This window comes from Eubacterium sp. An3 (genome assembly GCF_002159465.1).
Taxonomy (GTDB): domain Bacteria; phylum Bacillota; class Clostridia; order Lachnospirales; family Lachnospiraceae; genus Anaerobutyricum; species Anaerobutyricum stercoris.
Window position 1 is genome coordinate 40,506 of sequence record NZ_NFIR01000019.1, and the last position, 26,709, is coordinate 67,214.

Below are 26,709 nucleotides of genomic sequence, written 5' to 3' on the forward strand. Positions count from 1 at the left end.
ACAGGAGGAAAAGAGACATGAATATTGATGTAAATTGTACCGCATGGCAAGGATTTCAGACCGGAGAATGGCGTCATCTGGTGAATGTGCGAAATTTTATTCAAAAAAACTATACTCCTTATACCGGAAATGAAGATTTCCTTGCCGGTATAAGTCCACGCACCGCAAAAGTGTGGGAAAAAGCCCATGCTCTAATCGTAGAAGAAATCAAAAAAGGAATCATCGATGTAGATACAACGACAGTATCCGGCATTGACAATTTTGCCCCCGGCTATATTGATAAAGAAAACGAAATCATCATCGGACTTCAGACCAATGCCCCGCTAAAGCGCATTGTCAATCCTTTCGGCGGTATGCGAATGGCCAAATCTGCTCTGGCAGAATACGGATATCAACTGGATCCAGAAGTAGAGAATAATTTTCATCTGTATCGCAAAACCCATAATGAAGGCGTATTTGATGCCTATCCAGAGAGAGTCCGCCTTGCCCGTTCCGCCGGCTTGCTGACAGGTCTTCCTGATGCATACGGCCGGGGCCGAATTGTCGGAGATTATCGACGAGTTCCTCTTTACGGCACATACTTTCTTATCGAGTCAAAACTGGAAGACTTAAAACATTTGGACGGTCCAATGAATGAGGAACGGATTCGCCTTCGGGAAGAAGTCAATGAACAGATTCGTGCGTTAAAAGCAATGAGCAATATGGCAGCCCGCTACGGATGCGATATTACCAAACCAGCTGAAACTGCAAAAGAAGCTGTCCAAAATCTTTATATGGCATATCTTGCCGGTATCAAAGAAAACAACGGAGCCGCCACCAGCCTTGGCCGCACAGCAACATTTCTGGATATCTATATTCAAAGAGATCTGGAAAAAGGTCTTCTTGACGAACAAGGCGCCCAGGAACTGATAGACCAGTTTATTATCAAGCTTCGTCTCGTTCGTCATCTGCGCACACCGGAATATAATGAACTTTTTGGCGGTGATCCTACCTGGGTGACCGAAAGTCTTGGCGGCATGGGCATAGATGGCAGAACTCTTGTCACAAAAAATACCTTCCGCTATCTCCATACATTGACCAATCTTGGCACTGCACCAGAACCAAACCTGACCGTTTTATGGAGTCAGAATCTTCCTATGCCTTTCAAAGCATACTGCTCTAAGATGAGCATTGACACCGACTCTATTCAATACGAAAATGATGATCTGATGCGCCCGCTTTATGGAGATGATTATTGCATCGCCTGCTGTGTTTCTGCTATGTCCGTCGGACAGCAAATGCAGTTTTTTGGCGCTCGTGCCAACCTGGCAAAGAGTCTCCTCTATGCCATTAACGGCGGTGTGGATGAATTAAAAGGCACTCTTGTCGTTCCGGGCATTGAAAAAAATACAGAAGAAGTCCTGGATTACGCTCATGTGCTGACCGATTATAAAAAGGTTCTTTCTTATGTAGCGGAACTTTACGTTGATACGATTAATATCATTCATTATATGCATGATAAATATGCCTATGAGGCAAGCCAGATGGCACTTCATAATACGTTGGTCGAGCGTCTGGCAGCTTTTGGTATTTCCGGCTTATCTGTGACAGCAGACTCTTTATCTGCCATAAAATTTGCAAAAGTATATCCGATTCGAAACGAACAGGGAATCGCCGTTGATTTCCGGATCGAAGGAGATTTTCCAAAGTACGGAAACGATATTGATGCCGTGGATGACATCGCCGTAGAATTGACCAACTATTTTTCTTCCGAACTTAAAAAACATCCGCTGTATCGTAATGCCATCCACACTCTCTCGGCTTTGACCATCACCAGCAATGTCATGTATGGTAAAAAAACCGGATCCACCCCAGATGGACGAAAAGCAGGCGAACCGTTTGCCCCTGGCGCAAATCCAATGCATGGCCGGGATATCCACGGCGCTCTTGCCTCTTTAAATTCCGTGGCCAAAATCCCTTACCGCGCTGTCTGCCAGGACGGGGTATCCAATACATTTTCCATTACCCCTCTTGCTCTGGGCAAAACCAATCCGGAAAGAGCCCGCAACCTGATTTCTATTCTGGACGGATATTTCGTGCAGGGCGCACATCACCTAAATGTTAATGTGATGAACCGCGAACTTCTCCTTGACGCCATGGAACATCCGGAAAACTATCCGACGCTTACCATCCGGGTATCCGGCTACGCCGTGAACTTTAACCGCCTGAGCCGGGAACAACAGCTGGAGGTCATCATGCGAACCTTCCATGAGGCAGTTTAACTTTTATTAAAATTTTAACACAAAAAAAGGATTCTGTTTCTACCGCTTTAAAAGCGGTGGAATACAGAATCCTTTTTTCTAACTGTAATACACACAGTCTATCAGTCCAATTGTTCGTTCAGAGACAATATTAAACTAATTTTGCTGTATTCAGTTTTACGCCAGGGCCCATTGTAGAAGTCAGTGTAGCACTTCTGATATACTGTCCTTTTGCTGCCGCTGGTTTTGCTTTAATAATAGCATCTATTAATGTCTGGAAGTTTTCGTTTAACTGCTCCTCTGTGAAAGAAGCTTTTCCGATTGGCACGTGAACGATGTTGGTCTTATCCAATCTGTACTCAATCTTACCGGCTTTTAATTCCTGAACGGCTTTGCCTACGTCCATGGTTACGGTGCCGGCTTTCGGGTTAGGCATTAAGCCTTTCGGTCCGAGGATACGTCCCAGACGTCCTACTACGCTCATCATGTTCGGTGTTGCAACAACTTTGTCAAACTCAAGCCATCCTTCGTTCTGGATCTTCGGAATCAACTCCTCTGCTCCTACGAATTCTGCGCCTGCTGCTGCAGCTTCCTCTGCCTTGTCGCCTTTTGCGAAAACAAGGACACGAACTTTTTTACCAGTTCCGTGAGGCAGTACAACCGCACCACGAATCTGCTGGTCTGCGTGACGTCCGTCAAGACCCATCTTTAAGTGAGCTTCGATTGTCTCGTCAAATTTTGCACTGGCTGCTTTTTTTACGATGGCGATAGCTTCCGGTGCTTCGTATAAATTGGTTTTATCTCTGAGCTTTGCAGCTTCCTGATATCTCTTACCTTTTTTCATTTTAAAAATAACCTCCTGTGGTATTATCGGGAGCGACCCTCCCACTTCGTCAAATTAAATCCTTCAAAATTACAATTAGTCCTCAACAGTGATTCCCATGCTTCTTGCAGTACCTGCAATCATGCTCATAGCTGCTTCGATACTAGCTGCATTTAAGTCCGGCATTTTCATTTCGGCAATCTCTTTAATCTTATCTTTGGAGATAGATGCCACTTTTGTTCTGTTTGGTTCGCCGGAACCGGATTTGATGTTGCAGTATTTCTTTAATAATACTGCTGCCGGTGGAGTTTTTGTAATGAAACTGAATGTTCTGTCCTGATATACCGTGATTACGACAGGGATGATCAGATCGCCTTTATCTGCTGTTCTTGCGTTGAACTCCTTCGTAAACTGTACGATATTTACTCCGTGCTGACCTAAGGCCGGACCTACAGGCGGTGCAGGAGTTGCCTTGCCTGCCGGAATCTGTAATTTAATATAACCTGTTACTTTCTTCGCCATGATAGCTAACCTCCTATTGTGGTAATTGCGGGAATCTCCCTCCCACTGTCCTGTTCAGACATCTTATAATTTCTTTACGTCTAAAAATCCAATCTCTACAGAAGTCTCCCGACCGAACATATCCACCTCGATGGTCACGGTCTGCTTGCCCATGTTAATATCTTTGACCTGGCTCACACGACCTTCCCATGCGCCGGATACCACTTCGATCAGATCGCCGACTTCCACATCGATCTCAACCTCTTCTTCCGTCTCAGCGATGCCCAGATTTCTCATCTCAGCCATCGTCAGAGGGATAGGCTCAGATCCCGGGCCTACGAAACCTGTAACGCCTCTTGTGTTGCGGATGACGTACCATGTGTCGTCATTCATAACCATGTTTACAAGAACGTATCCGGGAAACATCTTTTTGGAAACATTTTTTTTAACTCCGCCCTTCATCTCTACAACTTCCTGAAGGGGAACTCTGACTTCGAATATCTGATCCTGCAGCTTTCTGTTTTCAATTGTCTTTTCAATATTCGCTTTTACTTTATTTTCATAGCCTGAGTAGGTATGGACCACATACCAGTTCAATTCTGACATATATTCACCTTTACCCTTTTGCTAGACAAGAAAATTAATTCCATACTGAAGAACCATATCCAGGGTAGCAATGATGATACCAAGGATTACAGATACCACTGCGACAGTCGCTGTTTCTCGTACCAGCCTGTCCTTATCCGGCCAGGTGATCTTTTTAAACTCGGACTGAAGACCACGGAACCAACCACGGATTCCTGTTTTCTTTTTTTCGTCGCTCATGTCATCACTCCTTATAAACGGTTCAACTATTTTGTTTCCTTATGAACAGTATGCTTCCTGCAGAATCTGCAATACTTGCTGGTTTCCAGTCTTTCCGGATGATTCTTTTTCTCCTTCGTAGTATTGTAGTTACGCTGCTTGCACTCTGTACATGCCAATGTAATCTTCACGCGCACAACTTCCACCTCCAATTTTTTAATTATGCATTTGTCTTTTTTAGGCATAAAAAAAAGACCTATTCCATCGCCAGCTTAATATACCATACCGTACGTCCGGAGTCAATCCCTTTTTTACAGCGGGATTATATTCTGCATGATATTCCATCTCCTGCTTCCCGCCGTTCAAATTTCTCCTTTTTTATAAAAATATATAAAATGTACAGCCGTCTATTTTTGTTGTGCATAAATTATCCACAATCACCTGTGGATTTTGTGGATAATGTGGATAACTTTTTATTTTATTGTTGATAAGTCTCTGTTTTCCTCGTCCATTTGACTTTTCCACACTTCTACCGAAAATGTGGATAACTTTCCAGGATATCCCCCTTTATAAACAAATCAGCCAATTGTCAGAACTGTTTTTTATTGTCTGATAATATCTTACCCTTTTTTACGGAAAATGCAACAACTATTTTCCGTTGACGAAACCCTCGTCCGGTGATACTATTGTGGTACGCAACTCACTATATAGTGTTTGTTTTCATCGCAATTACTATATATTGTGTTTCGTCTATATGACATATTAAAGGAGTTTTACTATATTATGGGAAAACAGATTCAGAAGCGCAACGGCGACCTGGTTCCTTTTGATTCCATCAAGATCTTGAATGCGATCCATCGCGCCAGCACTGCCTCCGAGGATCATCTGACTCCCGCGGATCTTTCTTATCTGACACAGAAGGTCTGCGATGCCGTGGAAGATGTGGAGGTTCCCACCGTTGAGCAGATACAGGATATTGTGGAGGCCATGCTGATCCGCTACGATTTCGCATCCACCGCCAAGGCTTATATTTTGTACCGGGCGGAACATGCCAAGATCCGCAGCACCGAGTTCGATCTGATGAATATTTATGAGCGTCTGACCTACTCCAGCGCCAAATCGGAGAATATTAAGCGGGAGAACGCCAACATCGACGGCGACACTGCCATGGGAACCATGCTCCGGTACGGTTCGGAAGGTTCCAAGTATTTCATCACCAACTACGTGCTGCCGAAAGATATCGGAGCGGCCCACACCAACGGAGACATCCATATCCATGATATGGATTTTTATATGCTGACGGAGACCTGCTGCCAGATCGATCTGATCCGCCTGTTCAAGAGCGGATTTTCCACCGGACACGGCTATGTGCGTGAACCCCAGTCCATCATTACTTATGCGGCGCTGGCCTGTATCGTCATTCAGGCCAACCAGAACGAGATGCACGGCGGCCAGAGTCTCCCGAACTTTGACTACGCCATGGCAGAAGGCGTATCCAAGACCTACACGAAAGAATATTTCAAGGCTTTGCGCTCCTTCGTGGAGGTTCGGCTGCGCTATGACAGGCAGAAGGCTGAGACCCTGGAAAAGGTGTTAAGAAATGCAGTGACCTTTCCTCTGAAGATGGGACAGGAACAGACTTACCTTGACGCCTTCCGCCAGCTTCCTCTGGAGGACAGCCTCAAGGAAAATCTGGATGAAATGCATAGCTTCTGCATGGAACAGGCCATGCAGTATACGGAAGAGCAGACCCGTCAGGCCATGCAGTCCCTCATCCACAACCTGAACACCATGCATTCCAGAGCCGGAGCACAGGTTCCGTTTTCTTCCATTAATTATGGGACGGACACCTCGCCGGAAGGCCGCATGGTCATCCGAAACCTGCTGGAGTCTACCATAGATGGTCTGGGAGCAGGAGAAACCCCTATTTTCCCGGTACAGATCTTCAAAGTAAAAGAAGGCGTCAATTATAATCCGGGCGACCCGAATTACGATCTGTTCCAGCTGGCCATCAAAACTTCAGCCAAACGCCTGTTTCCGAACTTCAGTTTCATTGACGCGCCATTCAACCTGTCTTATTACAAAGAAGGCGATCCTAATACAGAAGTCGCTTACATGGGCTGCCGGACCAGGGTTCTCGGCAACGTCCATGACCCGGACAGACAGGTTACTTTCGGGCGGGGTAACTTAAGTTTTACTTCCATCAACCTGCCCCGGCTGGGAATTGAAGCCCACGGCGATCTCGAAGTTTTTTATCAGAAACTTGATGATATGATGGATCTTGTTATCCGTCAGCTGCTGCATCGATTTAAGATTCAGGCGGCCAGAAAGGTACGCAACTATCCTTTCCTGATGGCCCAGGGCATCTGGATTGATTCCGAGCACCTGTCCATTGACGACACCATAGGCGAGGTACTGAAGCACGGAACACTGAGCGTCGGTTTTATCGGCCTTGCAGAGACATTAAAGGCGCTCATCGGCAAACATCACGGCGAGAGTGAAGAAGCACAGAAACTGGGGCTCGCCATCATCAGCCACATGCGTCATAAACTGGACGCTGAGTCCCAGAAGACAGGTCTTAATTTCACCTTGCTTGCCACCCCTGCCGAGGGGCTGAGCGGACGTTTTGTAAAAATGGACCGCAAAAAATACGGAGAACTGCCGGGCATCACTGACAGAGAGTATTACACCAATTCTTTCCACGTACCGGTATATTATCCGATCAAGGCATACCGGAAGATTGAGCTGGAAGCGCCATATCATGCGCTGACCAACGCCGGTCACATCAGCTATGTGGAGCTTGACGGCGATACCAGCCGTAACCTTCCTGCCTTCGAATCCATTATCCGGTACATGAAAGAACAGGGCGTCGGTTACGGTTCTATCAATCACCCGGTTGACCGCGACCCGGTTTGCGGGTATACTGGAGTCATTAACGACGTCTGTCCACGTTGTGGAAGGCGGGCCGGAGAATCCATCTCCATCGAGAAGCTTCTGGAACTTCAGAAGAAGTATCCGGACGTCCCGCCCATCAAAAGATAGAAAGGAGCATTTTTATGTTGAATAATAAAACAGCAGAAACCACTGCAATCGGAAAAAATGTCGACTTTGACCGCATCAGAAGAATCACCGGATATCTGGTGGGTACTATGGATCGTTTTAATAACGCCAAAAAAGCCGAAGAAAGAGACCGCGTAAAACATGGCCTTTGAGTTACGCTTAAGCGGTCTGGTGGAAGAGTCCATCGTGGACGGACCGGGACTCCGTTATGTCGTTTTTGTGCAGGGATGCCCGCATCACTGCAAAGGCTGTCACAATCCCCAGACTCACTCTTTTACTGACGGCTATGTGGAAACAATAGACTATATTTTTAGAGAATACAGAAAGAATCCTCTCCTTTCCGGCATCACTTTTTCCGGCGGAGAACCTTTCTGCCAGCCGGAACCTCTGGCAGCCCTGGGACGCATGGTACGCGCCACCGGCGGTCATGTTATGACTTACACAGGTTATGTCTATGAAGATTTGCTGGAGATGGCCAAGACAGACCCTGCTATTGGCAATCTTTTGTCTGTGACCAATGTGCTGGTGGACGGTCCTTATGTCGAAGAACTGCGCGACCTGACGCTGGAATTCCGCGGAAGCAGCAACCAGAGGCTTATCACCCTGGATCAGCCGGCAGACGCCCCGCTGTAATCTGCATCATCCTGCGCCAGCCCAGCCATTTTCCGGTTACAAGGAGATACATTTATGGAAACTATACGAATCAAGTATTTCTCTGATGAGATTGAGAAATTAACCTACATAGAAAACAAGTCGGACTGGATCGACCTGCGGGCCGCCGCAGACGTCTCATTGAAGAAAGGAGAGTTTGCTCTCATTCCTTTAGGCGTCGCCATGGAGCTTCCGGCGGGTTATGAGGCCCATGTGGTGCCCCGAAGTTCCACATTCAAGAATTTTGGCGTCATCCAGACCAATCACATGGGTGTCATCGACGAATCCTACTGCGGCGACAATGACCAGTGGTACATGCCGGTTCTCGCCGTGCGTGACACCGAGATTCACGTCAATGACCGCATCTGTCAGTTCCGTATCATGAAGCACCAGCCTGTCATCCATTTTGAGGAGACAGACACGCTTCACCACACGGACCGGGGCGGTTTTGGCAGTACAGGAAAGGCGTAATATGTTTGATATATTAGAGAAACTTAATATATTAAAAAAATCTGTACAAAAGAAAAAACCGGGAATGCACCGTCTGCATTTCCGGTTTTTCCGTTATATTTATTGTAAATTCTGTCATAAAACTCATACAAACAGCCGGGCAGATGCGCCTTCTTCTGTCGTTCCGGTCCGTCTGCCCTCCCGTAATCTGCTGCGCTTCCTCTTTTATGACCGTGTTCTTCCCATCCTTTATCCGAGGAACTGTCCTGTCTGCGGCGTTCTGCTTCCTTACAGGGACTATGTATGCAGCAAGTGCGCTCCGCAGCTTCCCTATGTGCAGGAACCGACCTGCCTGTCCTGCGGCAAACCGGTCTCTTCTAGAGAGCAGGAATATTGCTACGACTGCCGCATATTTCCCAAAAGCTTTCGTTCCGGCCTGGCGCTTTTTCTGTATAACGAAAAGACACGTCCTGCCATGACGGCCTTCAAGTACAAGAATCGCCGCGTTCTCTCCCAGTTCTTTGTCCGCGAAATCTTTTCTCGCCATGCAGCAGATATTCTCCGACGGAAACCGGACGTACTGGTTCCCGTTCCCATCCACAGCCACAAACGCCGTCTGCGGGGTTATAATCAGGCGGAACTTCTGGCCCGGGATCTGTCCGTCCTGCTGCATATTCCATGCCTGAGTCACCTGCTTCTGCGCACCATTGACACGCCGCCCCAAAAAGCTCTCCGCCCTCAGGCGCGTCTCAACAACCTGCAGGACGCATTCATGGTCAATCCCGCCTGCCGGAAGGAAATTACAGGCATCAACACGGTTCTCTTAATTGACGATATCTACACCACGGGAGCCACCATGGAAATCTGCACCCGCATCCTCCACGCCGCCGGAGTGAAAAATGTATATATTTACTCCGTATGTATCGGCGTCTCCAGAGATTAAAACCAGTTTTTTACACGCTGCCCTCCATCAGACAGTCTCTAAGCCCTGTATATCTCTTCTGCTCCGACTCGTTGCGGATCATCTGCTCCACCATAGTCTGGCGGCCGATGATGGCCACGCACCGCTGCGCTCTGGTCACCGCCGTGTAGAGCAGATTCCTGTTGCACAAAATGGACGGGCCGCTTAAGAGCGGCAGCACCACTGCCGGGTACTCGCTGCCCTGGGACTTATGTATGGTGATGGCGTAAGCCAGCTCCAGTTCATCCAGATTGGAGAACGGGTACTCCACCTGGCGGTTCTCATCAAAGACTACGGTCACTTTTTCCGTAAATGTATTAATCTTGCGGATGACGCCCATGTCTCCGTTAAAAACGCCCAGTCCTTCTTCCACGGAAAATCCTTTTTTATTGACGACCTTCCACTCGATCTTATAGTTATTCTTTATCTGCATCACCTTGTCTCCCTCCCGGAAAACTCCGGTGTGCACTTCCCGCTCTTCTTTATCGGACGAGGCGGGATTCAGATAATACTGGAGTACCTGATTCATGTGTTCCACGCCCAGTTCGCCTTTGCGCATGGGCGTCAGCACCTGTATCTCAAAGGGATTCACGCCGATGTATTCCGGCAGGCGGTCCTTCACAAGATAAATGACTCCTGCCGTCACGGAGCGGATATCTTTTTTCTCAAAGAAAAAGAAATCCCGGTTCCGGTTATCAAGGACGATCTGCTCTCCCTCGTTGATCTTGTGGGCATTTAACACGATCTGGCTGGTAGCCTCCTGCCGATAGATCTTCGTGAGCCGCACCACAGGAAACACTTCCGATTCAATGATGTCTTTCAGTACATTTCCTGCGCCCACGCTTGGCAGCTGATTGGAGTCTCCCACCAGAATCAGCCGGGTACCTGGCAGTACGGCCTTCAGGAAGGAATACATCAGGGAAATGTCCACCATAGACATCTCATCCAAAATGATCACATCAGCCTCTATAGGGTTCTCCTCATTCTTCTCAAAGCGCCAGGTATCGCCATCCTCAATTCCTCCGTTCAATTCCAGCAGACGGTGAATGGTCTTTGCCTCGTAGCCTGTTGCCTCCGTCATACGCTTCGCCGCTCTGCCCGTGGGAGCCGCCAGAACGATATCCATATCTTCCGCCTCAAAACAGCGGATCATCAGATTGATGGTCGTAGTCTTTCCCGTGCCGGGCCCGCCCGTGACCACGAGAACTCCTTCCGTCAGCGCCTGCCGCACGGCGGACTTTTGCAGCTCGTCAAGCTCTATGCCAGTCTCTTCCTGCAATGAGGAGATACGACCGGCAAGTGTTTCTTCATCTGCCGGAAACTTCAGATCAAGATTCAGGAGCATGGAGGCAGCATTCCTCTCCATAAAATAGTAGGTGCTTAAATAAACGTGTTCCTCCTCACCCGCAACGCGAATCATCAGCTTTTTATCCATCACCAGATTCATCAGATGATCCCCGATATATTCCGGGGGCATACCGAGCATTTGCCCGGTATTGCGGCAAAGAATCTCTCTTGGCAGATACACGTGACCGGCTCCTACACTCTGCTGGAGCGTGTACAGAATGGCCGCGCAGATCCGATGTTCCGAATCCGGCGCGATTCCCGCCTTTGCGGCGATATTATCCGCGATACGAAATCCTATGCCGTGAATATCCTCCGCCAGTCTGTAAGGATTCGTCCGCAGAATATCATACATTTTATCGCCATATTCCTCAAAAATACGGACCGCCAGATGATTGGCGATCCCATACTCGGATAAAAACATCATGGCATGACGCATTTCCTGCTTCTCCTGAAACTGCACGGCGAAGTTCATCGCCTTGTGGATGGAGATGCCCTTCACCTCTGCCAGACGTTCCGGCTCTTCTTCTATGATACGGAAAGTATCCCCCTTGAACTTCTTCACGATCCGGGCAGCCAGCGCCGGACCGATACCCCGGACAGCCCCGGAGCCAAGGTACCTCTCCATGGCCTCCTTATCTTCCAGCTCTTTCACCTGATAAGAAATCACCTGATACTGGGGGCCATGGGCCGGATGTTCTGTAAATTCCGCCTCCACAGAGAGATACTCTCCTTCATTGATATAATGAAAAGTTCCCACGAGGATCTCATCCCCGTGGGTCGTTTCCAGTTCCAAAACGGTATATCCGTTTTCTTCATTATGAAATCGAATATGGCTTACATAACCTTCCAGATGTGCCATCTTTTCCTCTTTCCTGACGCACTTGCTGCGTTAATAATGGTAGATTTGGAAGTTTACTTCCAAACTTACCTTCCTTATCTTCCGCCAAGATACTCGATAAACTGTCCTGTACCGATGGCAACCGCGGTCATAGGATCGTCGGCCGTCATAGTTGTGATTCCTGTCTTCTCCTCAATAAGCTGCTCCAGTCCCTGCAGCATACTTCCGCCTCCTGTAAGTACGATTCCACGGTCGGAAATATCTGCGGCCAGTTCCGGCGGAGTGCGCTCCAGCACGCTGTGGACAGCTTCAACAATCTGTGCTGTAGCCTCTCTCAATGCCTCTCTGGTTTCTTCTGAGGTCACAGTCACCGTCTTAGGAAGACCTGTCACCAGGTTTCGGCCGCGAACCTCAATGGAAGATTCCTCCGCTCTCACGTAGGCGCTGCCCACCTGAATCTTAATATCTTCTGCTGTCCGGTCACCGATCAGCAGATTATGTTTCTTTCTCATATAACGGACGATCGCCTCGTCAAAATCATCGCCTGCCACCTTAATGGAGGTGCTGACAACAGTGCCTCCCAGAGAGATTACCGCGATATCTGAAGTTCCGCCACCGATATCCACGATCATGTTGCCGCAAGGTTTCGCAATATCGATTCCCGCTCCGATAGCCGCTGCCACAGGCTCCTCAATAATCTTAACATCTCTTGCTCCCGCTGCGTAAGTAGCATCTTCCACGGCCTTCTTTTCCACCTCAGTAACGCCGCTTGGCACACAGACAGAAATTCTTGGTTTTCTTCCGAAAAGACTCTTGCCCACTGCTTTATGAACAAAGTATTTCAGCATCTTCTCCGTAACGGAATAATCACTGATGACACCCTGTCTTAATGGACGAACCGCCACAATATTTCCCGGCGTTCTTCCTATCATCAGTCTTGCTTCCTCGCCTATTGCCTTGATCTTTCTCGTATCCACATCAAAAGCAACAACAGAAGGCTCTTTTAACACAACGCCTTTACCTTTTACATATACTAAAATACTCGCTGTACCTAAATCAATTCCAATATCCGTAGCCATTGGGAATCTCCTTTCTATCTTTATCCTGTCTATCTGAAGCAGAGTCCGTACGGGCCCTGTCTGACTGCATTTCTGCTCATTAATTTGCACACTTATAGCTATTATAAACGAAATGAATCGAATTTCCAATACTTTTTTCAAACTTCATAAAAATGACTGTTTTGTATTTATTATGTAAGAAAACAGCGCCACACAAAAATAGGTATTGAAAGATGTGTTATCTTTCAATACCTGTTCGTGTCTCTTATCGCATGCAGACTCTTATTCTTCCACACCTTTGGATTTGAGATATTCAACGACATCGTTCACGGTTTCAATCTCGCCCAGTTCTTCAGCAGGAATCTCGATGTCATACTCCTCTTCCAAAGCCATGGTTAACTCAAATAAGTCAAGGGAATCTGCTCCCAGGTCTTCCTTAAAGGAAGTCTCAAGAGAAATCTCATCCTCTTCTACGCCAAGCTGCTCTGCAATAATTTCCTTCATCTTCTCTAACATAAGAAAATATCTCCTTTTTCCTAAAATCACATTTCTTTCGATGCTCAAAGTATACTATCCATACTTTTCTTTGTCAACCTGATTCTTGACAAATTTATTACTCCTCATATATAATGAGAACAGTAACGATTATCAATATTAATTACGGAGGGAGATGATTCATCAATGACTGCTCCTATGAAGAAAAGCCGGCAGAGAGAAGCGATTTTACAATGCGTTCTCTCCCATCATGATCATCCTACAGCTGACTCTATCTACATGGAGGTGCGAGAGAGCTTTCCCAACATCAGCCTGGGAACGGTATACCGCAATCTTTCTCTTCTCACCAAGCTTGGCAAAATTAAAAAAATATCCTGCGAGGATCGTACCGACCGTTTTGACGGTCTGTCTACGCCGCATTCTCATTTTATCTGTGATTCCTGCGGATGCCTCCTCGATCTTCCCTATTATCCGGATTCTTCCCTATATCAACAGTTGAACAAGAACTTTGACGGAGAGATTACGGAGTGCAGCGTTGTTTTTCACGGCATATGCAAAAAATGTACGGGAAAGATCTGAGCAGATTGCCGCATCAGGACAGACAAAAGCAAAAAAACAATCGCAGAAATAAATTTATTATTGATTTTTATGCTGAAATATTGTAGAATAGACAAGTCAGTTCAGACAAGCTTCCTTGGCTCAGTTGGTAGAGCGACGCATTCGTAATGCGTAGGTCGCCGGTTCAAGTCCGGCAGGGAGCTTATTTTTTTTGCGCTTAACCGGATTTTATCCGAATGCGCCTATCAAAAAAGCGGATGCATGAGACAGCCATCGGGCGCTGCTCCTGCATCCGCTTTTTATATGATTACATATGAATTACACCACCACGCCGTTGATGTTCATGTCTTCATCCGAAGCATTACTTCCGTATTCCAGCTTATCATACTGTGCTTTTACCGTCTCCCATGGCAGAGTCTCATGCTCTTCCTTGAGATACGAGATGATATCGGCAATACCTTCACCGGTAAAAGAGCTGGTATAGAAAATCTTTTTGCAGCCCGCCAGACGAAGCCATTCCGCCGCCTGCTCCGGGTCTCCCGCCCAGTGGTCGCATTTCGTCACAATACCCACAACCTCCCGATTGCTCTGAGAAGTGCAGTTGGGCGGATAAAGAGAAAAAGGTTCCGTAGCGCTTATGAGCAGTCCGATCACGTCAGATTCCGCTCCATATACAGCCAGAGAACCGCCGAGACGCCTCGTCTCCGCATACTCTCCCGGCGTATCAATGATAACGTCATAATGATTCACATACTGTGTCTTATGATAAATGATCTTTTTTCCCTTCATCGCCTGAGTAAGCGTAGTTTTCCCTGACTCACTCCGTCCTACAAACATAATTTTTCTCATGCTGTCCTCTTCCCTTCCAGGCAGTTTATATATTCCTCTGCTATGGCGGTCATCTGCCCGTCACGCTGTCAGGACTTCAATTCTTCTTTTTTACGGTATTTCACCATGTTCATGCTGTTCCATATCTGTACGGCCCGGCCGCCATAAACCAGTTCATAGGAAACGTAGGACAATGTCAGTCCGGCAACGACATCCACCACGGAATGCTGTTTCACAAACATGGTGGACAAAATAATCAAGGTTGTCATGATCAGCGACGCATACCGTATTCCTTTTTTCTGACTCAGGCGCTCGCTGTCTTTCACCGCCAGATAAATGCCCACAGAATTAAAAACATGGATACTTGGAAGTACATTTGTCGCGGTATCCACACTGTAAACAAATCTCGTCAGCTGCGTGAAGACATTGTTATCAGCAAAACTGTCCGGCCGGATGGCAAGACCGTTCGGATATACCCAGGACACCACCAGAAAGACAGTCATTCCTATCATTCCAAAATACATCAGCCGACAGAATACTTCTTTCTCACAGAACAGAAAATAAAGACCCGGTCCCGCAATGTAAAGAAACCAGAACAGATACGGCAGGATAAACACCGGTATGAACGGAATGTACTGGTCCAGGGGTGAACTGATAATGTGTAAACGATCCGGTCTTATATTCTCAAGATAGCGGAAAGCAGCCAGATAAAAAGGAAAATATAACAACAACAAAACATGTTTATACTGATTTAATTTGTCTCTCATAAAAATCACCTTTCGGGTTCTGATATTCTAACTAGTGCATCCGCGCGCCGCCTGACACAAAAGGCATGACGCACGTCATTTGTTGATCAATCATTTATGATAAACAGTACCGCATCTTTCATCGTTCGTCAATTCTTTTTCGGCAACTTCATACTATCTTAATAACTTCTCGCTATTGTAATATTTCTGTAAGTATGACCGTATCCGATGAAATACCTGCCGGCGGTGCAGCAGAATGCCCGCAGACTGAAATGCCGTTTCCAAAGAATATCCGATCAGTTCAAATAACCGTGCCGTCCTTTCTCTGTATTGTCATTTTTCTGAATCTTAATCTCCGGAATATGATAAACCGCACAAATCTTTTTAATGGTCTCTTCCAGCTCCTTCATAGCCATCGGTACACAGATGGTTTTGTAGAGGCTCATCATACTTTCCATATCCGGAGTCTCCCCCTTTACTTCGTCGGTATCGGCATAACTGCTGACCTGTTCCAGATAAAGATACAGAGGATGCAGAGGAGATCCCACCATCACCTTTGTGATGACTGTTCCCACCGATTCCGCCGACATATCTTTCGGAAGCTTAATCTGATTATTAACATTTACCTGAAGATTCAATTTTGTATTTGGTCCCATCTCATTGTGGAACTCACATCTTGTAATCCGAATGCCTTTTAAGTTCAAATTCATTATAGTATAGTCCTTTCTTTCATAAAAATATGTGTGAAAATGTATTGCCGCCCTTAGTCTTTCCGGGATTCTTCTTTTCTGGATTCCCGGAATCGCTCTTTAAGAGACTCCAGAGAGACCGGGTAGCGCGCGGAAGTCATGGTCGGATTGCCGAGGATTCGTATTCTCAGACGTTTCCTGAGCCTTGTGTGCGTTTTTCCTTTTCGAAGCTTCTCCAGCTGTTCGATCAGCACGTTAAAACGCTCTTTCAGCTCACCCAGCTCATTTCTCTGGTCATCTGTGAGTATCCCCTTCTCCATGACGCTCTGCCTGATCTTATTATAACGAAGTTCAAGACCTTTGTAAATCTCTCCAAACCGGTCTGCGGCAGGATTCTTTTCCACAAATTCCCGCCAGCTGTCATCCAGACAGGCAATAACAACATCCGCTCTCCGCCGCAGCCGCAGCATTTCCTCGCGCAGACTCTCCATTTTCTCCAGCATGTCCCGAAGATCCAGCGCTTCCTTCACAGACACCGCCAGGTCAACGATAAAAAGCACGGAAACAATACCAAAAACAATATGAAGAGGCAGAACCGGCACCGTCTTCAGAAAAGCAGTGATCCACGGGTGAATCCCTTCATTCATCAACACAGTAAAAAATCCCCACACAATGGTGGACGACAGGCAGATATACCCTTTATAGTTGTATTTTTTTGAGGAATAATCCCAGTATTTTATCTTGAAAATACTTTCCATAACGATACCGGTAACCAGCTCAAGCAGAGTGGCTCCCACCGCTCCTGCGAAATAAGTGAGTATTAAATTGGAGCGGAAAGGCTCCGATACAAAGAGCATCATTACCGCGCCGCCTCCGTATATTGGAAGAAACGGGCCCATCAGAAATCCCCTGTTCACCCATTTCTTTTTTCGCAAAGACACATAAGATGATTCAAATATCCATCCAAAAAAACTGTAAATATAAAAAAATATCAGCCATTGGTATAAAGAATACTGTCCGATCATTATTTTAAACTCTTTCTTTTCATCTTTGACACACTTTATATGACATAATGGTTTCCACACCTGTCACAATGCCATTCCATCAGATCCTGAAGAGTTACCGTATCCACCACACCGCTGATGGCGTCGTTGAGTTTCTGCCACAGAATCACCGTGGCGCACTCATTAAGCCTGCTGCAGGTGTTTTCCTCTCCTTCCAGACAGGATACCGGAGCTAAACTGCCCTCGGTCAGCCGGAGAATCATCCCCGCCGTATATTGAGACGGCGTCCTCGTCAGAAGGTATCCGCCCTGCGGACCGCGAATACTGCGGACGTAGCCCGCTTTATGCAGCGCGGAAATAATCTGCTCCAGATATTTGCAGGACAAATCCTGCCGGCTGGCAATATCCTTAATGCGAACCGGTCTGCCCTCTTTTTCATGCAATGCAATGTCCAGCATCAGCCGCAATGCATACCGTCCCTTTGTCGATATCTTCACCCTTCATCTTCCCTTCTTATTTTATCTTTTTAATTCTACAACTTTTGTGGCAATTTTACAAGGAAATCTATTCATTTCTTGCCTTTTCTCATATATTGTACTAAAATAAATATAATTATATCAAAAGGAGGTCTTCCCATGCTTAACAACAAATCTTCCTTCACCAACACACAGATTCTCGCCTGGCTTGAATATTTTTCCAAAAAAGCCGGTCTTGATATTGAAAAAATCAAATTAATTGATATCAGCAAAAAACAGAAGAACCTGATTCCTACTATTGAGACACACAAAAGAGTTCTCGTTTTTGCCGATGCCGGAGATCCGAACTTTTTCTTTAATCTTTGGGATTACGGTCTCGGCGACTGCGACATCTGGTTCAAAACCGGGCTGAATCCGGAAGGCAGCGTAAATATATGCAAGCTTTCAGAAATGATCGATACGGAGATCACCAGCCCGTCCGTTATGCTGATTTTCAATCCAAACTCCAGAAGTTCCTACCGGATCGGCATGCAGAACGATAATTTTTCTCAGGGCTCTGTCCGTTACGTGGCCAGTGAGATCCGTTCCATAATCGTCAATAAGCTTCATCTGGACGATCAGGACACCATCTGTATCATCAGCGGTGAGAGCATCGCTGTGGAATCCGCCATGATCGCCAGCGACGGACAGATCATCGCCGTGGAATACAATAAACATGACCGCTATTCCATGGAAGAAAACATTAACAAATTCGGTCTGACCAACGTTACCATCGTGGAGGACACCAGCCGCCGTTCCATGCGCAATCTTCCGGTTCCTTCTCTGTCTTTCATCGTCGCCACCGAACGCTTTGAGGAGGAGGTTCAGAATCTTCTGAAAATCAACCCGCAGATGAAGTTCGTGGTCTATACGCTGGAACTTGATATTCTCTCCTCTATCCTGCGCATTTTTGAAAAATATCATATTTCACGCAGCGAAGTAATTCAGATATCCATGTCCAAGCTGAACCGCAAAAATGTCTTTGAGGCAAAGCCTGCTCCATGGATTATCTCCGGAGAAGTAGCAGAATAAACTCTTATCACCTAAAAACTGCCATACAAAATCACTGGTTTTGTATGGCAGTTTTTATCGTATTCTTATGCTGACACATCAACAGCCCTGGTACTACCACAGAGTAGGCTTCACCTGTGTAATCAGCTTTGCTTCCGCTTCCATGTAAGCTTTATCCACTGTCTTCCTGTTCTCATCCGATAAACCATGACTGTCTGCGAAACTCTGCCAGGAAGACATCGCTACCAGAAGCTCTGTCATGGTCGCGCAGGAACGCATCTTCGACTCATATCGTTTGATTTCCTGTTCAAAAGAACCCATACCTTTCCCTCCCGCCGGCTATAATCTTGAAAAATATTCTACCGCTCTGGCAAAATCTGCAATCGTCTTATCCGCATCCCCATGTTCGATTCCATCCCTCACACAGTGATTCAGATGTCCTTCCAGAATAATCTGTCCCACTTTATGAAGAGCGGACTTCGCAGCGTTTACCTGAATCAGAATATCTTCACAGGGAACATCTTCATCCACCATTTTATCAATGGCATTGATCTGTCCCCTGATGCGGCTAAGGCGCTGGTGAAGATTCTTTGCATCCATACATTGTCTCATTGGTATCTCCTTCCATCCTTCTGCCTTATTTCAAATTATTTGAGGAAACCGGAAATAATCATCTCTTCCGCTTCTGCCTCTGTCAGTCCCAGAGTCATCAGCTTGATCAGCTGCTCACCGGCAATTTTTCCGATGGCCGCTTCATGAATTAATTCTGCATCAATGTTGTTGGCTTCCAGTTCCGGCGTTGCGCTCACGCGGGCGTCATCCATGATGATCGCGTCACACTCGCTGTGTCCGGCGCAGGCGGCATTGCCGCTGATTTTAGCCTGAAAATCCTGAAAAGAACGATCCCGCGCAACAGAACGTGAAATTACGTTGGCGCTGCTGCCCTCGCCGTTCAGCTGAACATCAAAAGCTGTTTTTGCAGTCTGCACACCGTGAGTCATCAGTTTTTCCGATACCTCAAGCTTCGCTCCCGCTTTCAGATCCGCCGTTGTCACACGGTCTGTGCTGTCCACGCCTTTGATCTGAACAGTATCCATGTAAAAATATGAATTCTCATCCATATGAATGACTGTATCCGGGTTCATCACCTTCTCCCCGGTTCCCTCGCCGCTGCCATAGTGTTTCTCCACGTAACGTATCTTTGCATTTTTACCCACATAGAAAGTGTGAACGCCGTCATGTTTGGTAAGGCTTCCGCCGCCGTTGTGGATACCGCAGCCGGCCACGATCGTCACATCACTGTCATCTCCGATATAAAAATCGTTGTACACAACCTCTGTGAGACCGCTCTGGCTTAAAACCACCGGGATATGCACGCTTTCGTTCTTTGTTCCCGGCTTGATGATAATATCGATACCCTGCTTGTCTTCTTTGGTAATAATATCAATATTAGCTGTTGTATTTCTTGCTGCTGACGCTCCGTTTGCACGGATATTATAAGCTCCGGCAGGCACGCCGTGAAGGTCTGCCACCTGCTCCAGCAGCTCTTTCTGTATTAAATCCATCTCACTCATATCTGTCCCGCTCCTTACTTCTGGCTCAGTTTCTGGCAGGCTGACGAAGTGTAAAGCAGTCCCGGAATCACGTCTTCTCCGCGTCCTACCTTCTCCACATGGCCGCCGTTTATCACAATAATCTTATCTGCAATCTCAAGAATCCTCTCCTGATGAGAAATGATCAGGATGGTTCCCTCTGTCTTCTCGTGAAGCTCCTCAAACACATGAATCAGGCTGTTAAAGCTCCACAGATCAATGCCGGCCTCCGGCTCATCAAAAACAGAAAGCTTCGTGGCTCTGGCACGGATCATGGCAATCTCGATCCGCTTGAGCTCTCCTCCGGAGAGGCTTCCGTTTAATTCTCTGTTTACATAATCTCTGGCGCACAGCCCCACTTCTGAAAGCACATCGCAGATCTCCTTCACAGACATGGTTCTGCCGGACGCCACAGAAATCAGATCCTTAACCTTCAGTCCCTTAAAATGTACCGGCTGCTGAAAAGCGTAGCTGATACCTTTTTTGGCTCTCTCTGTAATATTTAAATCTGTGATATCCTCTCCGTCCAGAAGGATTCTTCCGGCGGTAGGATGAATAATCCCCGCAATAAGCTTTGCGAGGGTTGATTTACCGCTGCCGTTGGGCCCGGTGATTGCTACAAATTTGTCGTCAATGGAAAGATTCACATCTTCCAGAATCTCTTTATCATCCTCAACAATATAGCTGATATTCTTTAGTTCAAGCATAGTTATCTCCTCGTATCCGGACCCTGCTTATCCCCTCATGAAAAGATGCCGGGTCCGGGAAATATTTTATAAAAATATCCATCGTATCCAAATTCTATGTATATCATACCCTAGTGAAAAAGTCAAGATTCGAAGCATTGCTGCATAATCCGTTTCCGGCATCCTCTGCATCACAATTTCAGGTTATTTTTTTGCTGCGTCTTTCCAATCCGCCTTTCCCAGCCGCACATTTTCCAGAAGTTCAGCCGTCTCGTCATCCGCATTTTCCAGAAGATAATTTTTACCATTTTGCCGGCGTTCCCTGTTTATTCGCCGGATCTCCTGCTCCGCCTGCTCCACCTCTTCCCGGAAATCAGAAGCTGATAATCTCCTCGCTCCCTGTCCCATGACGATCACCTGCTCCAACGAGTCAGAAGTCGCCACTGTCACCTGATGCTTATGCCCCAGCTCATGGGTCGTCTTTTCAATATACTGATCGGCGGTTTCCGCCTCCTTCGTGTACACCACATGGATATTATGATATTTGAAGATTTCTCCCGGATTCCCTTTCACCTTGTAGGCGTCGAAAACGACAATGAGGGTAACGCCGGAAAATCCCTGGTAATTACAGAGGATATCCATCAGCTTGCCCCGGGCAGCCTCCAGATTCACCTCCGCCAGCTCTTTCAGAAAATCCCAGGCGAATATGATATTGTAGCCGTCCACCAGAAGGTATTGCTTTTCCTCGTTCCTGCCGGACAGCGTTCCGGCGGCGCCTGAGTATTTGGAAGTTCCGCTTCCCGATGAGCTTCGGCTTCCGGATGTACCCGCTGCCCGGCCAGATGTTTTCCGGTATCCCCGGTAGCGGTCCTCCTGCTGTTTTTTACTTCCAAACTCCCGGAGAAAGATGGCTTCCAGTTCTTTGTCTTCTATATAAGAAGAAGCGTAGGTGACTCCGCTGTCTCTCGCATCTTTCTTTTCTTCCATACTTTCGTTTTTTCCCCGGACAAACGCATTCGCTTCCCCACCATCCGCCGAATCAGTGATATCCGGTATTTTTTCCTTGATATGCATGTAATCCGGCACCTGGTCCCACGGGACAAAAAATCCCGCTCCATGGGAACAGAAGATAGAACCGGACGGGTTGTCCACATCTCCCTCACTGTCATAGCCGATGTCCGCCAGCACCTCTTCCTGGTTATGGCAGGGATAATATCCTTCCAGCCGCAGGGCAAGCCTGCCCCGGCCTCCGGTATAGGACTGTACTTCCGCCGGATAGTCAAGCATTTCCGATACCGGCGCCCGTCCTGAAAGGACCGCCCGCTCTCCTTCCATCAGGGGAGCCTCAAAGGTTCCGTATCGTTTTTGTACATCCGCCATGGCCCGGCCCACCTGCTCCGCCGGCAGTTCAAGATGGAACACATACCAAGGCTCCAGCAGAACAGATTCCGCCTGCATCAGTCCCTGACGCACCGCCCGATAAGTGGCCTGCCGGAAGTCCCCGCCTTCGGTATGCTTCAAATGCGCCTTCCCCGCCGTCAACGTGATCTTCATATCTGTGATAGGCATGCCCGCCAACACGCCGGGATGTTCCTTTTCCATCAGATGTGTCAGAATGAGCCGCTGCCAGTTGCCGTCCAGATTGTCTTCGCTGCAGTCCGTGCCAAAAACCAGACCGCTGCCCCGCTCTCCCGGCTCCATGCGCAGATGTACTTCCGCATAATGACGCAGAGGCTCATAATGCCCCACGCCAGTTACCGTATCCGCAATGGTTTCTTTATACATGATGCGGCCCGCGCCAAACTCCACGTCCATCTGATAACGCTCTGCGATCATACTCTTCAGAACTTCCGTCTGCACCTCTCCCATGAGCTGCATCTGAATCTCTTCCAGACGACTGTTCCACACGATATGCAGGAGCGGGTCCTCCTCCTCCAGCTGTTTCAGCTGGCGAAGCGCCTTTGGTACATCCGTTCCTTCCGGGAGAATAACGCTGCGGCTCAGAACCGGCTCCAGCAAAGGAGCTTCCAGATCTTTTTCTTCGCCCAGCCCCTGGCCCGCTGCTGTCTCCGAAAGGCCGGTCAGCGCACAGACCGTTCCGGCCTCCGCCACATCCTGCATCCCGTATTTAGCACCGGAATACACCCGGATCTGATCCACCTTTTCCTTCTCCCCGAAAGAGGTCTTCACCTTCAGACTGCCCCCGGTGATCTTTATATGGGTCAAACGGCTGCCCTGCTCATCCCTCGATATCTTAAAAACCTTCGCCGCAAACTCATCCGGATATTCCGGCATTCTCGTAAACTGCTCAAGCCCTGCCAGCAAAGTCTCCACTCCGGAGAGCTTCAGCGCGGAACCAAAGTAGCAGGGAAAGATTTTCCTCTCGCCGATCAGACGAATCACATCACTCTTCCGAATGTCGCCGGTTTCCATATATGCTTCCAGCACATCCTCATCACACATGGCGATCTCTTCAAGGATATCCTCCGAGCCGGCGCTGATCAGAGCTTCATCACGGGCGTTCTCTACCCTAGCCGCATTTTTTTTGTCCCCGGCCGCGAAGCCTTTTGTTCCGGTTTCCTGCGGCATCCGCAGGCTGTCAAAAGCAATGCATCCGTCATCCAGATTCTTCTTAAGTTCCTGGAGCAGCGCTTCCCTGTCTGTTCCGTCCTGATCCATCTTGTTTACAAAAATGAATGTGGGAATCCGATACGCTTTCAGCAGCCGCCAGAGCGTCTCCGTGTGTCCCTGAATTCCGTCGGCGCCGCTCACCACCAGCACCGCGTAATCCATGACCCAGAGCGCCCGCTCCATCTCCGCCGAAAAGTCCACATGTCCCGGCGTATCAATGAGCGTAACCTCCGTCTCTCCCAGCGGGAATACCGCCTGCTTGGAAAAAATCGTGATTCCCCGGCTCCTCTCCAGCGCAAAATTATCAAGAAACGCATCGCCGTGATCCACCCGTCCCAGCTTCCGCAAGCCTCCGGTCAGATATAGAATCCCCTCCGAAAGCGTGGTCTTCCCTGCATCCACATGGGCCAACAGACCCGCACAAATATGTTTGATAGGCTTCGTTTCGTTGGCCTGTCGGCCCATAAAAAATCCTCCTCTCGTAAAGACATACTGTAAATTAGTATATCACAAGAGGAGGGCAGCGTCGAGATATAGATTTGAACTCGCCTACAGCCTACGGCGTGTTTCCCATAGGGAGCTTTGGATAAATATGTAGGGTAAAGTCTCCTTCTGGCGTTCGATACATTGTGATTTTCTTCATGACAATTTTCCACAACCGATTTTTTTCTTCTACCGATAGGTGGGGATAACTGTCCAGGATTCGCTGTGTTGTAGGTATTACCTCTGCTTCAATGCTTTTCGTACTGCTCTTGGATTCCTTCTGCTTCAGCAGGTCATCCTCTGAGGCTTGCAGCTTTCGAAGCTCTTTCATCAATGTTTCATTGCGTTTTGTGAACATTTCAACGGTATAAACGCCTTTCTCTAAGTATTCGCAAATATTGTCCTGTTGTGTGCGAAGTTGAGCCAGTTGACCTTGAACAACAGATAAGGCTGTATCAATAGGATCTGTTTGAGGAAGATCATCTGATTTTACCCTGATTGTATATTCTGCCAACCAACTTCTCATTGCATCCAAAATCGCTTCCTCTGCAAAATCACATTTGATTGCCCGGCAGTTACACCCCCTGGTTGGGCAGCGATACCAAGGCAATGTACTCTGCTTTTTGCTAGGGACATTTCGCTTCATAAGCGCACCGCATTTTTCACAGTATAAAATAGAAGCAAAAGGATTAGCCAACTTCCTGTTTGTATTGACCGAAACATGGCCTCTTTCCCTCTGCTTGGCTCTTACGGCGTCCCACTGTTCTTGAGTAACGATTGGATCATGCAAGCCTTCATATAACTCATAATCGTGAGACTTTACCCGCTTTTTTACAAGCATACCGTCTTTTACGACACGTTTTGTAGGTTCATGCCGCCAGCGTATCATTCCCAAGTAGACCTCATTGTTCAAAATATTTGCGATTGAGGTTTGTCCCCATGTGCCAGTGCGAGAAGGAATATGCATCTGGTTCAACTGATATGCAATGGTATTGTAGCCGATACCTTGCTTTCCATACATATCAAAAATTAACCGCACAATCTCTGCCTCGCCTGGTTCGATTTGCAGGCTGCTCCCCTTCGTGCCGGGCAACTTGTAAGAACGATATCCATAAGGAGCCATAGAGCCAAGGAATTTTCCCTCAGATGCCGATTGGTTACGGCCTCTGACCAGACGTTTAGTGATGGTTTTCAGTTCGTATCGGCTAAACATGAACTTCATGTCCGTAAACTGCTCGTCCGATTCGTTTTGAAGGTCATAGATTTTGGATGGCGTGATGATCTTGCAGCTATTCGTCTGCAAGACCTGCATTATATAGCCGGATTCCAGCGAAGATCCTCTGGACAAGCGCTCTATGTCAACGCATACTACACCAGCGTACATTCCCGTGTTTACAAGGTCCAGAAGGCGTAGCATTTGGGGCCGCGCAGAGAGTGACTCACCAGAAACCACTTCTTCCAAAGTTTCCACAACATTCAAACGTCGCTCTTTGCAAAACGACTCTAAAATACGCCGGTGCCGATTTAAAGTTTCCTCTACGGAAACATCATCAAAGTCGGTATCCATCCTGGATTTTCTCAGGTACATCAAATATCGCTCCAAGTATCACACCTCCCTTCCGCGAATCATTGTGCTATCATTTTACGCAATACTTTGTGATTCCGCAAAGGTGTGGAGGTGCCTTGCCATATCCTTGTCCACAAGAAACAATTATGGTATATTACAATTTTTATCCCGTTCCTGCTGCACACTCCGATAAGTGTTAGAAACGAGATCGCTAATTTTCAAAAGGATGTGTGAAATTTCTGTAGCCTCAATTTTATAAGGTTCTTCCGGCAGAAAGATGGGCACGATAAAATATTATAAAGGAGACGATAGTGCCTATGGAACTGTTAAAAGAACTGGGACAAAGGATACAAAAAGCGCGCAAGGAAAAAAATCTTACGCAACAGGAACTCGCCGATCTGAGCCATGTTTCGCTGAAACACGTTCAAAGTTGTGAGAGGGGCAAAAAGAACCCTTCTTTTGAGGTTCTGCGTGCATTTACCAGAGTGTTGGATTTGTCGTTGGATTCCCTGATGAATCTTGATATGCCTGAAGATGAGCAAACTGCTAATGAGATGCGGCAACTTTATCTTTCGTGTCCTCCGGAAGCCAGAAAGGTTCTATTGAATTCGACCCGTGCATTGGCTGATGAGCTAAAAAGGATGGTGCAGATAACCGATCCTGACGCAGATATTGATTTGGAAAGTAAATAAGCCGATGGAAGAATCAAAAGTCCCCCACCGGCTATTTTTCTGCCCTTAAATTATGACTATATTACTTGTTGGCATCCAACAGGTACGCCAACTTCTTCAAACCACGCCGGATACTTGCCCACACGCGGCGGCGGTCAACTCCCTCGACCTTAGCGATCTCTGCCACCGTCATACCCAGGTAGAACCGGGCGTAAATGCGTCGGGCCTGGATGGCGGGCAGCTGCATCAGTGCAGCATACACTTCTTCCCGCAGCTGTTTCTGCTCCATGACTTCCTCTGGAGTAAGTGGCCGGGCAAGGGTATCGTTTTCAATGTCATCCTCCCGGTCCAGAGAATAATGAGCCTTGTGCCGGAATTTCTGGCGCTCATAGGCTGCATCGGCCTGCTGTTGGCTCTGGATTACTGCCAGCACTTCTTCAGCCACATCCACAAAGGCATCGGTTTTATATACATCAGGATACAGGTCCCGAAGATTGATC

The 26,709-nt window shown here is 47.4% G+C and carries 29 protein-coding genes and 1 tRNA gene; 10 read left to right on the plus strand and 20 right to left on the minus strand.

Annotation, left to right across the window (positions count from 1 at the left end; all coding sequences use genetic code 11):
- The first annotated feature begins 17 nt into the window (after positions 1-17).
- Complete coding sequence (gene pflB, locus B5F87_RS14115) at positions 18-2,261, plus strand: formate C-acetyltransferase (RefSeq protein ID WP_087282125.1); 2,244 nt, start codon at positions 18-20, stop codon at positions 2,259-2,261.
- Between the two features lie 130 nt (positions 2,262-2,391).
- Here the strand turns inward: pflB and rplA are convergent, their stop codons facing one another.
- The 5 genes from rplA to rpmG form a co-directional block, all read right to left on the minus strand.
- A complete protein-coding gene (rplA, locus tag B5F87_RS14120) occupies positions 2,392-3,084 on the minus strand; it encodes a 50S ribosomal protein L1 (RefSeq protein WP_087282127.1) in 693 nt (230 codons plus the stop codon).
- A gap of 75 nt (positions 3,085-3,159) precedes the next feature.
- Positions 3,160-3,585: a 50S ribosomal protein L11 gene (gene rplK / locus B5F87_RS14125; RefSeq protein WP_087282129.1), complete on the minus strand. Its 426-nt coding sequence runs from the start codon at positions 3,583-3,585 to the stop codon at positions 3,160-3,162.
- 63 nt (positions 3,586-3,648) lie between these two features.
- On the minus strand, positions 3,649-4,170 hold the full coding sequence (gene nusG / locus B5F87_RS14130) for a transcription termination/antitermination protein NusG (RefSeq protein ID WP_087282131.1): 522 nt from the start codon (positions 4,168-4,170) through the stop codon (positions 3,649-3,651).
- Positions 4,171-4,191: 21 nt separating this feature from the next.
- Positions 4,192-4,389, minus strand: a complete 198-nt coding sequence (gene secE, locus B5F87_RS14135) for a preprotein translocase subunit SecE (protein ID WP_087282133.1) — start codon at positions 4,387-4,389, stop codon at positions 4,192-4,194.
- A 26-nt stretch (positions 4,390-4,415) separates the two neighbouring features.
- Positions 4,416-4,565: a 50S ribosomal protein L33 gene (rpmG, locus tag B5F87_RS14140; protein ID WP_139109041.1), complete on the minus strand. Its 150-nt coding sequence runs from the start codon at positions 4,563-4,565 to the stop codon at positions 4,416-4,418.
- 586 nt (positions 4,566-5,151) lie between these two features.
- Here rpmG and B5F87_RS14145 point away from each other — a divergent pair.
- Genes B5F87_RS14145 through B5F87_RS14165 form a run of 5 tightly spaced genes read left to right on the plus strand, consistent with a single transcriptional unit; the run spans position 5,152 to position 9,472 of the window.
- A complete protein-coding gene (locus B5F87_RS14145) occupies positions 5,152-7,410 on the plus strand; it encodes an anaerobic ribonucleoside triphosphate reductase (protein ID WP_087282135.1) in 2,259 nt (752 codons plus the stop codon).
- A gap of 14 nt (positions 7,411-7,424) precedes the next feature.
- The gene (gene nrdD, locus B5F87_RS21595; protein WP_087282136.1) at positions 7,425-7,580 is read left to right on the plus strand and encodes an anaerobic ribonucleoside-triphosphate reductase; all 156 of its coding nucleotides are present in this window, start codon (positions 7,425-7,427) and stop codon (positions 7,578-7,580) included.
- On the plus strand, positions 7,570-8,061 hold the full coding sequence (gene nrdG / locus B5F87_RS14155) for an anaerobic ribonucleoside-triphosphate reductase activating protein (protein WP_087282138.1): 492 nt from the start codon (positions 7,570-7,572) through the stop codon (positions 8,059-8,061). Before nrdD ends, nrdG begins: the two co-directional genes overlap by 11 nt.
- Positions 8,062-8,115: 54 nt before the next feature.
- Positions 8,116-8,550 (plus strand): dUTP diphosphatase, encoded by a 435-nt coding sequence (locus tag B5F87_RS14160; protein ID WP_087282141.1) that lies wholly within the window; start codon positions 8,116-8,118, stop codon positions 8,548-8,550.
- Position 8,551: 1 nt separating this feature from the next.
- The gene (locus B5F87_RS14165) at positions 8,552-9,472 is read left to right on the plus strand and encodes a ComF family protein (RefSeq protein ID WP_087282144.1); all 921 of its coding nucleotides are present in this window, start codon (positions 8,552-8,554) and stop codon (positions 9,470-9,472) included.
- 10 nt (positions 9,473-9,482) lie between these two features.
- Here B5F87_RS14165 and B5F87_RS14170 read toward each other — a convergent pair whose 3' ends face one another.
- The 3 genes from B5F87_RS14170 to acpP all read right to left on the minus strand — a co-directional run bounded on the left by B5F87_RS14170 (position 9,483) and on the right by acpP (position 13,249).
- Positions 9,483-11,696: an ATP-dependent RecD-like DNA helicase gene (locus tag B5F87_RS14170; protein ID WP_087282146.1), complete on the minus strand. Its 2,214-nt coding sequence runs from the start codon at positions 11,694-11,696 to the stop codon at positions 9,483-9,485.
- A 74-nt stretch (positions 11,697-11,770) separates the two neighbouring features.
- Positions 11,771-12,754, minus strand: a complete 984-nt coding sequence (locus B5F87_RS14175; protein WP_087282147.1) for a rod shape-determining protein — start codon at positions 12,752-12,754, stop codon at positions 11,771-11,773.
- Positions 12,755-13,015: 261 nt separating this feature from the next.
- Positions 13,016-13,249 carry an acyl carrier protein gene (gene acpP, locus B5F87_RS14180; protein WP_087282149.1) on the minus strand — a complete coding sequence of 78 codons (234 nt, stop codon included), beginning with the start codon at positions 13,247-13,249 and terminating at the stop codon, positions 13,016-13,018.
- A 165-nt stretch (positions 13,250-13,414) separates the two neighbouring features.
- Here acpP and B5F87_RS14185 point away from each other — a divergent pair, with 165 nt between their 5' ends.
- Positions 13,415-13,807 (plus strand): transcriptional repressor, encoded by a 393-nt coding sequence (locus B5F87_RS14185; RefSeq protein WP_087282152.1) that lies wholly within the window; start codon positions 13,415-13,417, stop codon positions 13,805-13,807.
- A gap of 109 nt (positions 13,808-13,916) precedes the next feature.
- Positions 13,917-13,989, plus strand: a tRNA-Thr gene (locus tag B5F87_RS14190).
- Positions 13,990-14,104: 115 nt separating this feature from the next.
- On the opposite strand, the gene B5F87_RS14195 is transcribed toward B5F87_RS14190, so the two are convergent.
- From B5F87_RS14195 to B5F87_RS14215, 5 genes are all read right to left on the minus strand, one after another.
- On the minus strand, positions 14,105-14,635 hold the full coding sequence (locus B5F87_RS14195) for a EutP/PduV family microcompartment system protein (protein ID WP_087282154.1): 531 nt from the start codon (positions 14,633-14,635) through the stop codon (positions 14,105-14,107).
- 68 nt (positions 14,636-14,703) lie between these two features.
- The gene (locus tag B5F87_RS14200) at positions 14,704-15,381 is read right to left on the minus strand and encodes a phosphatase PAP2 family protein (protein ID WP_087282156.1); all 678 of its coding nucleotides are present in this window, start codon (positions 15,379-15,381) and stop codon (positions 14,704-14,706) included.
- A 275-nt stretch (positions 15,382-15,656) separates the two neighbouring features.
- Positions 15,657-16,070 (minus strand): hypothetical protein, encoded by a 414-nt coding sequence (locus B5F87_RS14205; RefSeq protein ID WP_087282158.1) that lies wholly within the window; start codon positions 16,068-16,070, stop codon positions 15,657-15,659.
- Between the two features lie 53 nt (positions 16,071-16,123).
- Positions 16,124-17,074, minus strand: a complete 951-nt coding sequence (locus B5F87_RS14210) for a putative ABC transporter permease (RefSeq protein ID WP_087282160.1) — start codon at positions 17,072-17,074, stop codon at positions 16,124-16,126.
- A 35-nt stretch (positions 17,075-17,109) separates the two neighbouring features.
- Positions 17,110-17,550 carry an Rrf2 family transcriptional regulator gene (locus B5F87_RS14215; RefSeq protein ID WP_087282162.1) on the minus strand — a complete coding sequence of 147 codons (441 nt, stop codon included), beginning with the start codon at positions 17,548-17,550 and terminating at the stop codon, positions 17,110-17,112.
- Positions 17,551-17,688: 138 nt separating this feature from the next.
- Here B5F87_RS14215 and B5F87_RS14220 point away from each other — a divergent pair, with 138 nt between their 5' ends.
- Positions 17,689-18,600, plus strand: a complete 912-nt coding sequence (locus B5F87_RS14220; protein ID WP_087282164.1) for a precorrin-6B methylase — start codon at positions 17,689-17,691, stop codon at positions 18,598-18,600.
- A gap of 93 nt (positions 18,601-18,693) precedes the next feature.
- Here B5F87_RS14220 and B5F87_RS14225 read toward each other — a convergent pair whose 3' ends face one another.
- The 6 genes from B5F87_RS14225 to B5F87_RS14250 all read right to left on the minus strand — a co-directional run bounded on the left by B5F87_RS14225 (position 18,694) and on the right by B5F87_RS14250 (position 25,574).
- Positions 18,694-18,900 (minus strand): hypothetical protein, encoded by a 207-nt coding sequence (locus B5F87_RS14225; RefSeq protein ID WP_087282166.1) that lies wholly within the window; start codon positions 18,898-18,900, stop codon positions 18,694-18,696.
- Positions 18,901-18,918: 18 nt separating this feature from the next.
- On the minus strand, positions 18,919-19,191 hold the full coding sequence (locus tag B5F87_RS14230; RefSeq protein WP_087282168.1) for a metal-sensing transcriptional repressor: 273 nt from the start codon (positions 19,189-19,191) through the stop codon (positions 18,919-18,921).
- Positions 19,192-19,226: 35 nt separating this feature from the next.
- A complete protein-coding gene (locus B5F87_RS14235) occupies positions 19,227-20,144 on the minus strand; it encodes a SufD family Fe-S cluster assembly protein (protein ID WP_087282187.1) in 918 nt (305 codons plus the stop codon).
- 23 nt (positions 20,145-20,167) lie between these two features.
- Positions 20,168-20,878, minus strand: coding sequence for an ATP-binding cassette domain-containing protein (locus B5F87_RS14240; protein ID WP_087282170.1), 711 nt, complete (start codon positions 20,876-20,878; stop codon positions 20,168-20,170).
- A gap of 183 nt (positions 20,879-21,061) precedes the next feature.
- Positions 21,062-23,953 carry a TetM/TetW/TetO/TetS family tetracycline resistance ribosomal protection protein gene (locus B5F87_RS14245; RefSeq protein ID WP_087282172.1) on the minus strand — a complete coding sequence of 964 codons (2,892 nt, stop codon included), beginning with the start codon at positions 23,951-23,953 and terminating at the stop codon, positions 21,062-21,064.
- 91 nt (positions 23,954-24,044) lie between these two features.
- On the minus strand, positions 24,045-25,574 hold the full coding sequence (locus B5F87_RS14250; RefSeq protein WP_087282174.1) for a recombinase family protein: 1,530 nt from the start codon (positions 25,572-25,574) through the stop codon (positions 24,045-24,047).
- 281 nt (positions 25,575-25,855) lie between these two features.
- On the opposite strand from B5F87_RS14250, the gene B5F87_RS14255 reads away from it, so the two are divergent.
- Complete coding sequence (locus tag B5F87_RS14255; protein ID WP_087282176.1) at positions 25,856-26,230, plus strand: helix-turn-helix transcriptional regulator; 375 nt, start codon at positions 25,856-25,858, stop codon at positions 26,228-26,230.
- 61 nt (positions 26,231-26,291) lie between these two features.
- On the opposite strand, the gene B5F87_RS14260 is transcribed toward B5F87_RS14255, so the two are convergent.
- Complete coding sequence (locus B5F87_RS14260) at positions 26,292-26,708, minus strand: sigma-70 family RNA polymerase sigma factor (protein WP_242964483.1); 417 nt, start codon at positions 26,706-26,708, stop codon at positions 26,292-26,294.
- Position 26,709: the final 1 nt, after the last annotated feature.

Excerpts from the sequence above, each read along its gene's own strand:
- B5F87_RS14245 (WP_087282172.1), bottom strand. The coding sequence starts at position 23,953 with ATGGGCCGACAGGCCAACGAAACGAAGCCTATCAAACATATTTGTGCG.
- B5F87_RS14200 (WP_087282156.1), bottom strand. The coding sequence starts at position 15,381 with ATGAGAGACAAATTAAATCAGTATAAACATGTTTTGTTGTTGTTATAT.
- B5F87_RS14220 (WP_087282164.1), top strand. The coding sequence starts at position 17,689 with ATGCTTAACAACAAATCTTCCTTCACCAACACACAGATTCTCGCCTGG.
- B5F87_RS14145 (WP_087282135.1), top strand. The coding sequence starts at position 5,152 with ATGGGAAAACAGATTCAGAAGCGCAACGGCGACCTGGTTCCTTTTGAT.
- B5F87_RS14205 (WP_087282158.1), bottom strand. The coding sequence starts at position 16,070 with ATGAATTTGAACTTAAAAGGCATTCGGATTACAAGATGTGAGTTCCAC.
- secE (WP_087282133.1), bottom strand. The coding sequence starts at position 4,389 with ATGAGCGACGAAAAAAAGAAAACAGGAATCCGTGGTTGGTTCCGTGGT.
- nusG (WP_087282131.1), bottom strand. The coding sequence starts at position 4,170 with ATGTCAGAATTGAACTGGTATGTGGTCCATACCTACTCAGGCTATGAA.
- B5F87_RS14225 (WP_087282166.1), bottom strand. The coding sequence starts at position 18,900 with ATGGGTTCTTTTGAACAGGAAATCAAACGATATGAGTCGAAGATGCGT.
- rplA (WP_087282127.1), bottom strand. The coding sequence starts at position 3,084 with ATGAAAAAAGGTAAGAGATATCAGGAAGCTGCAAAGCTCAGAGATAAA.
- acpP (WP_087282149.1), bottom strand. The coding sequence starts at position 13,249 with ATGTTAGAGAAGATGAAGGAAATTATTGCAGAGCAGCTTGGCGTAGAA.
- B5F87_RS14240 (WP_087282170.1), bottom strand. The coding sequence starts at position 20,878 with ATGCTTGAACTAAAGAATATCAGCTATATTGTTGAGGATGATAAAGAG.
- B5F87_RS14230 (WP_087282168.1), bottom strand. The coding sequence starts at position 19,191 with ATGAGACAATGTATGGATGCAAAGAATCTTCACCAGCGCCTTAGCCGC.
- B5F87_RS14195 (WP_087282154.1), bottom strand. The coding sequence starts at position 14,635 with ATGAGAAAAATTATGTTTGTAGGACGGAGTGAGTCAGGGAAAACTACG.
- B5F87_RS14235 (WP_087282187.1), bottom strand. The coding sequence starts at position 20,144 with ATGGATTTAATACAGAAAGAGCTGCTGGAGCAGGTGGCAGACCTTCAC.
- B5F87_RS14175 (WP_087282147.1), bottom strand. The coding sequence starts at position 12,754 with ATGGCTACGGATATTGGAATTGATTTAGGTACAGCGAGTATTTTAGTA.
- nrdG (WP_087282138.1), top strand. The coding sequence starts at position 7,570 with ATGGCCTTTGAGTTACGCTTAAGCGGTCTGGTGGAAGAGTCCATCGTG.
- B5F87_RS14170 (WP_087282146.1), bottom strand. The coding sequence starts at position 11,696 with ATGGCACATCTGGAAGGTTATGTAAGCCATATTCGATTTCATAATGAA.
- B5F87_RS14210 (WP_087282160.1), bottom strand. The coding sequence starts at position 17,074 with ATGATCGGACAGTATTCTTTATACCAATGGCTGATATTTTTTTATATT.
- B5F87_RS14165 (WP_087282144.1), top strand. The coding sequence starts at position 8,552 with ATGTTTGATATATTAGAGAAACTTAATATATTAAAAAAATCTGTACAA.
- B5F87_RS14185 (WP_087282152.1), top strand. The coding sequence starts at position 13,415 with ATGACTGCTCCTATGAAGAAAAGCCGGCAGAGAGAAGCGATTTTACAA.
- rplK (WP_087282129.1), bottom strand. The coding sequence starts at position 3,585 with ATGGCGAAGAAAGTAACAGGTTATATTAAATTACAGATTCCGGCAGGC.
- nrdD (WP_087282136.1), top strand. The coding sequence starts at position 7,425 with ATGTTGAATAATAAAACAGCAGAAACCACTGCAATCGGAAAAAATGTC.
- B5F87_RS14255 (WP_087282176.1), top strand. The coding sequence starts at position 25,856 with ATGGAACTGTTAAAAGAACTGGGACAAAGGATACAAAAAGCGCGCAAG.
- B5F87_RS14160 (WP_087282141.1), top strand. The coding sequence starts at position 8,116 with ATGGAAACTATACGAATCAAGTATTTCTCTGATGAGATTGAGAAATTA.
- pflB (WP_087282125.1), top strand. The coding sequence starts at position 18 with ATGAATATTGATGTAAATTGTACCGCATGGCAAGGATTTCAGACCGGA.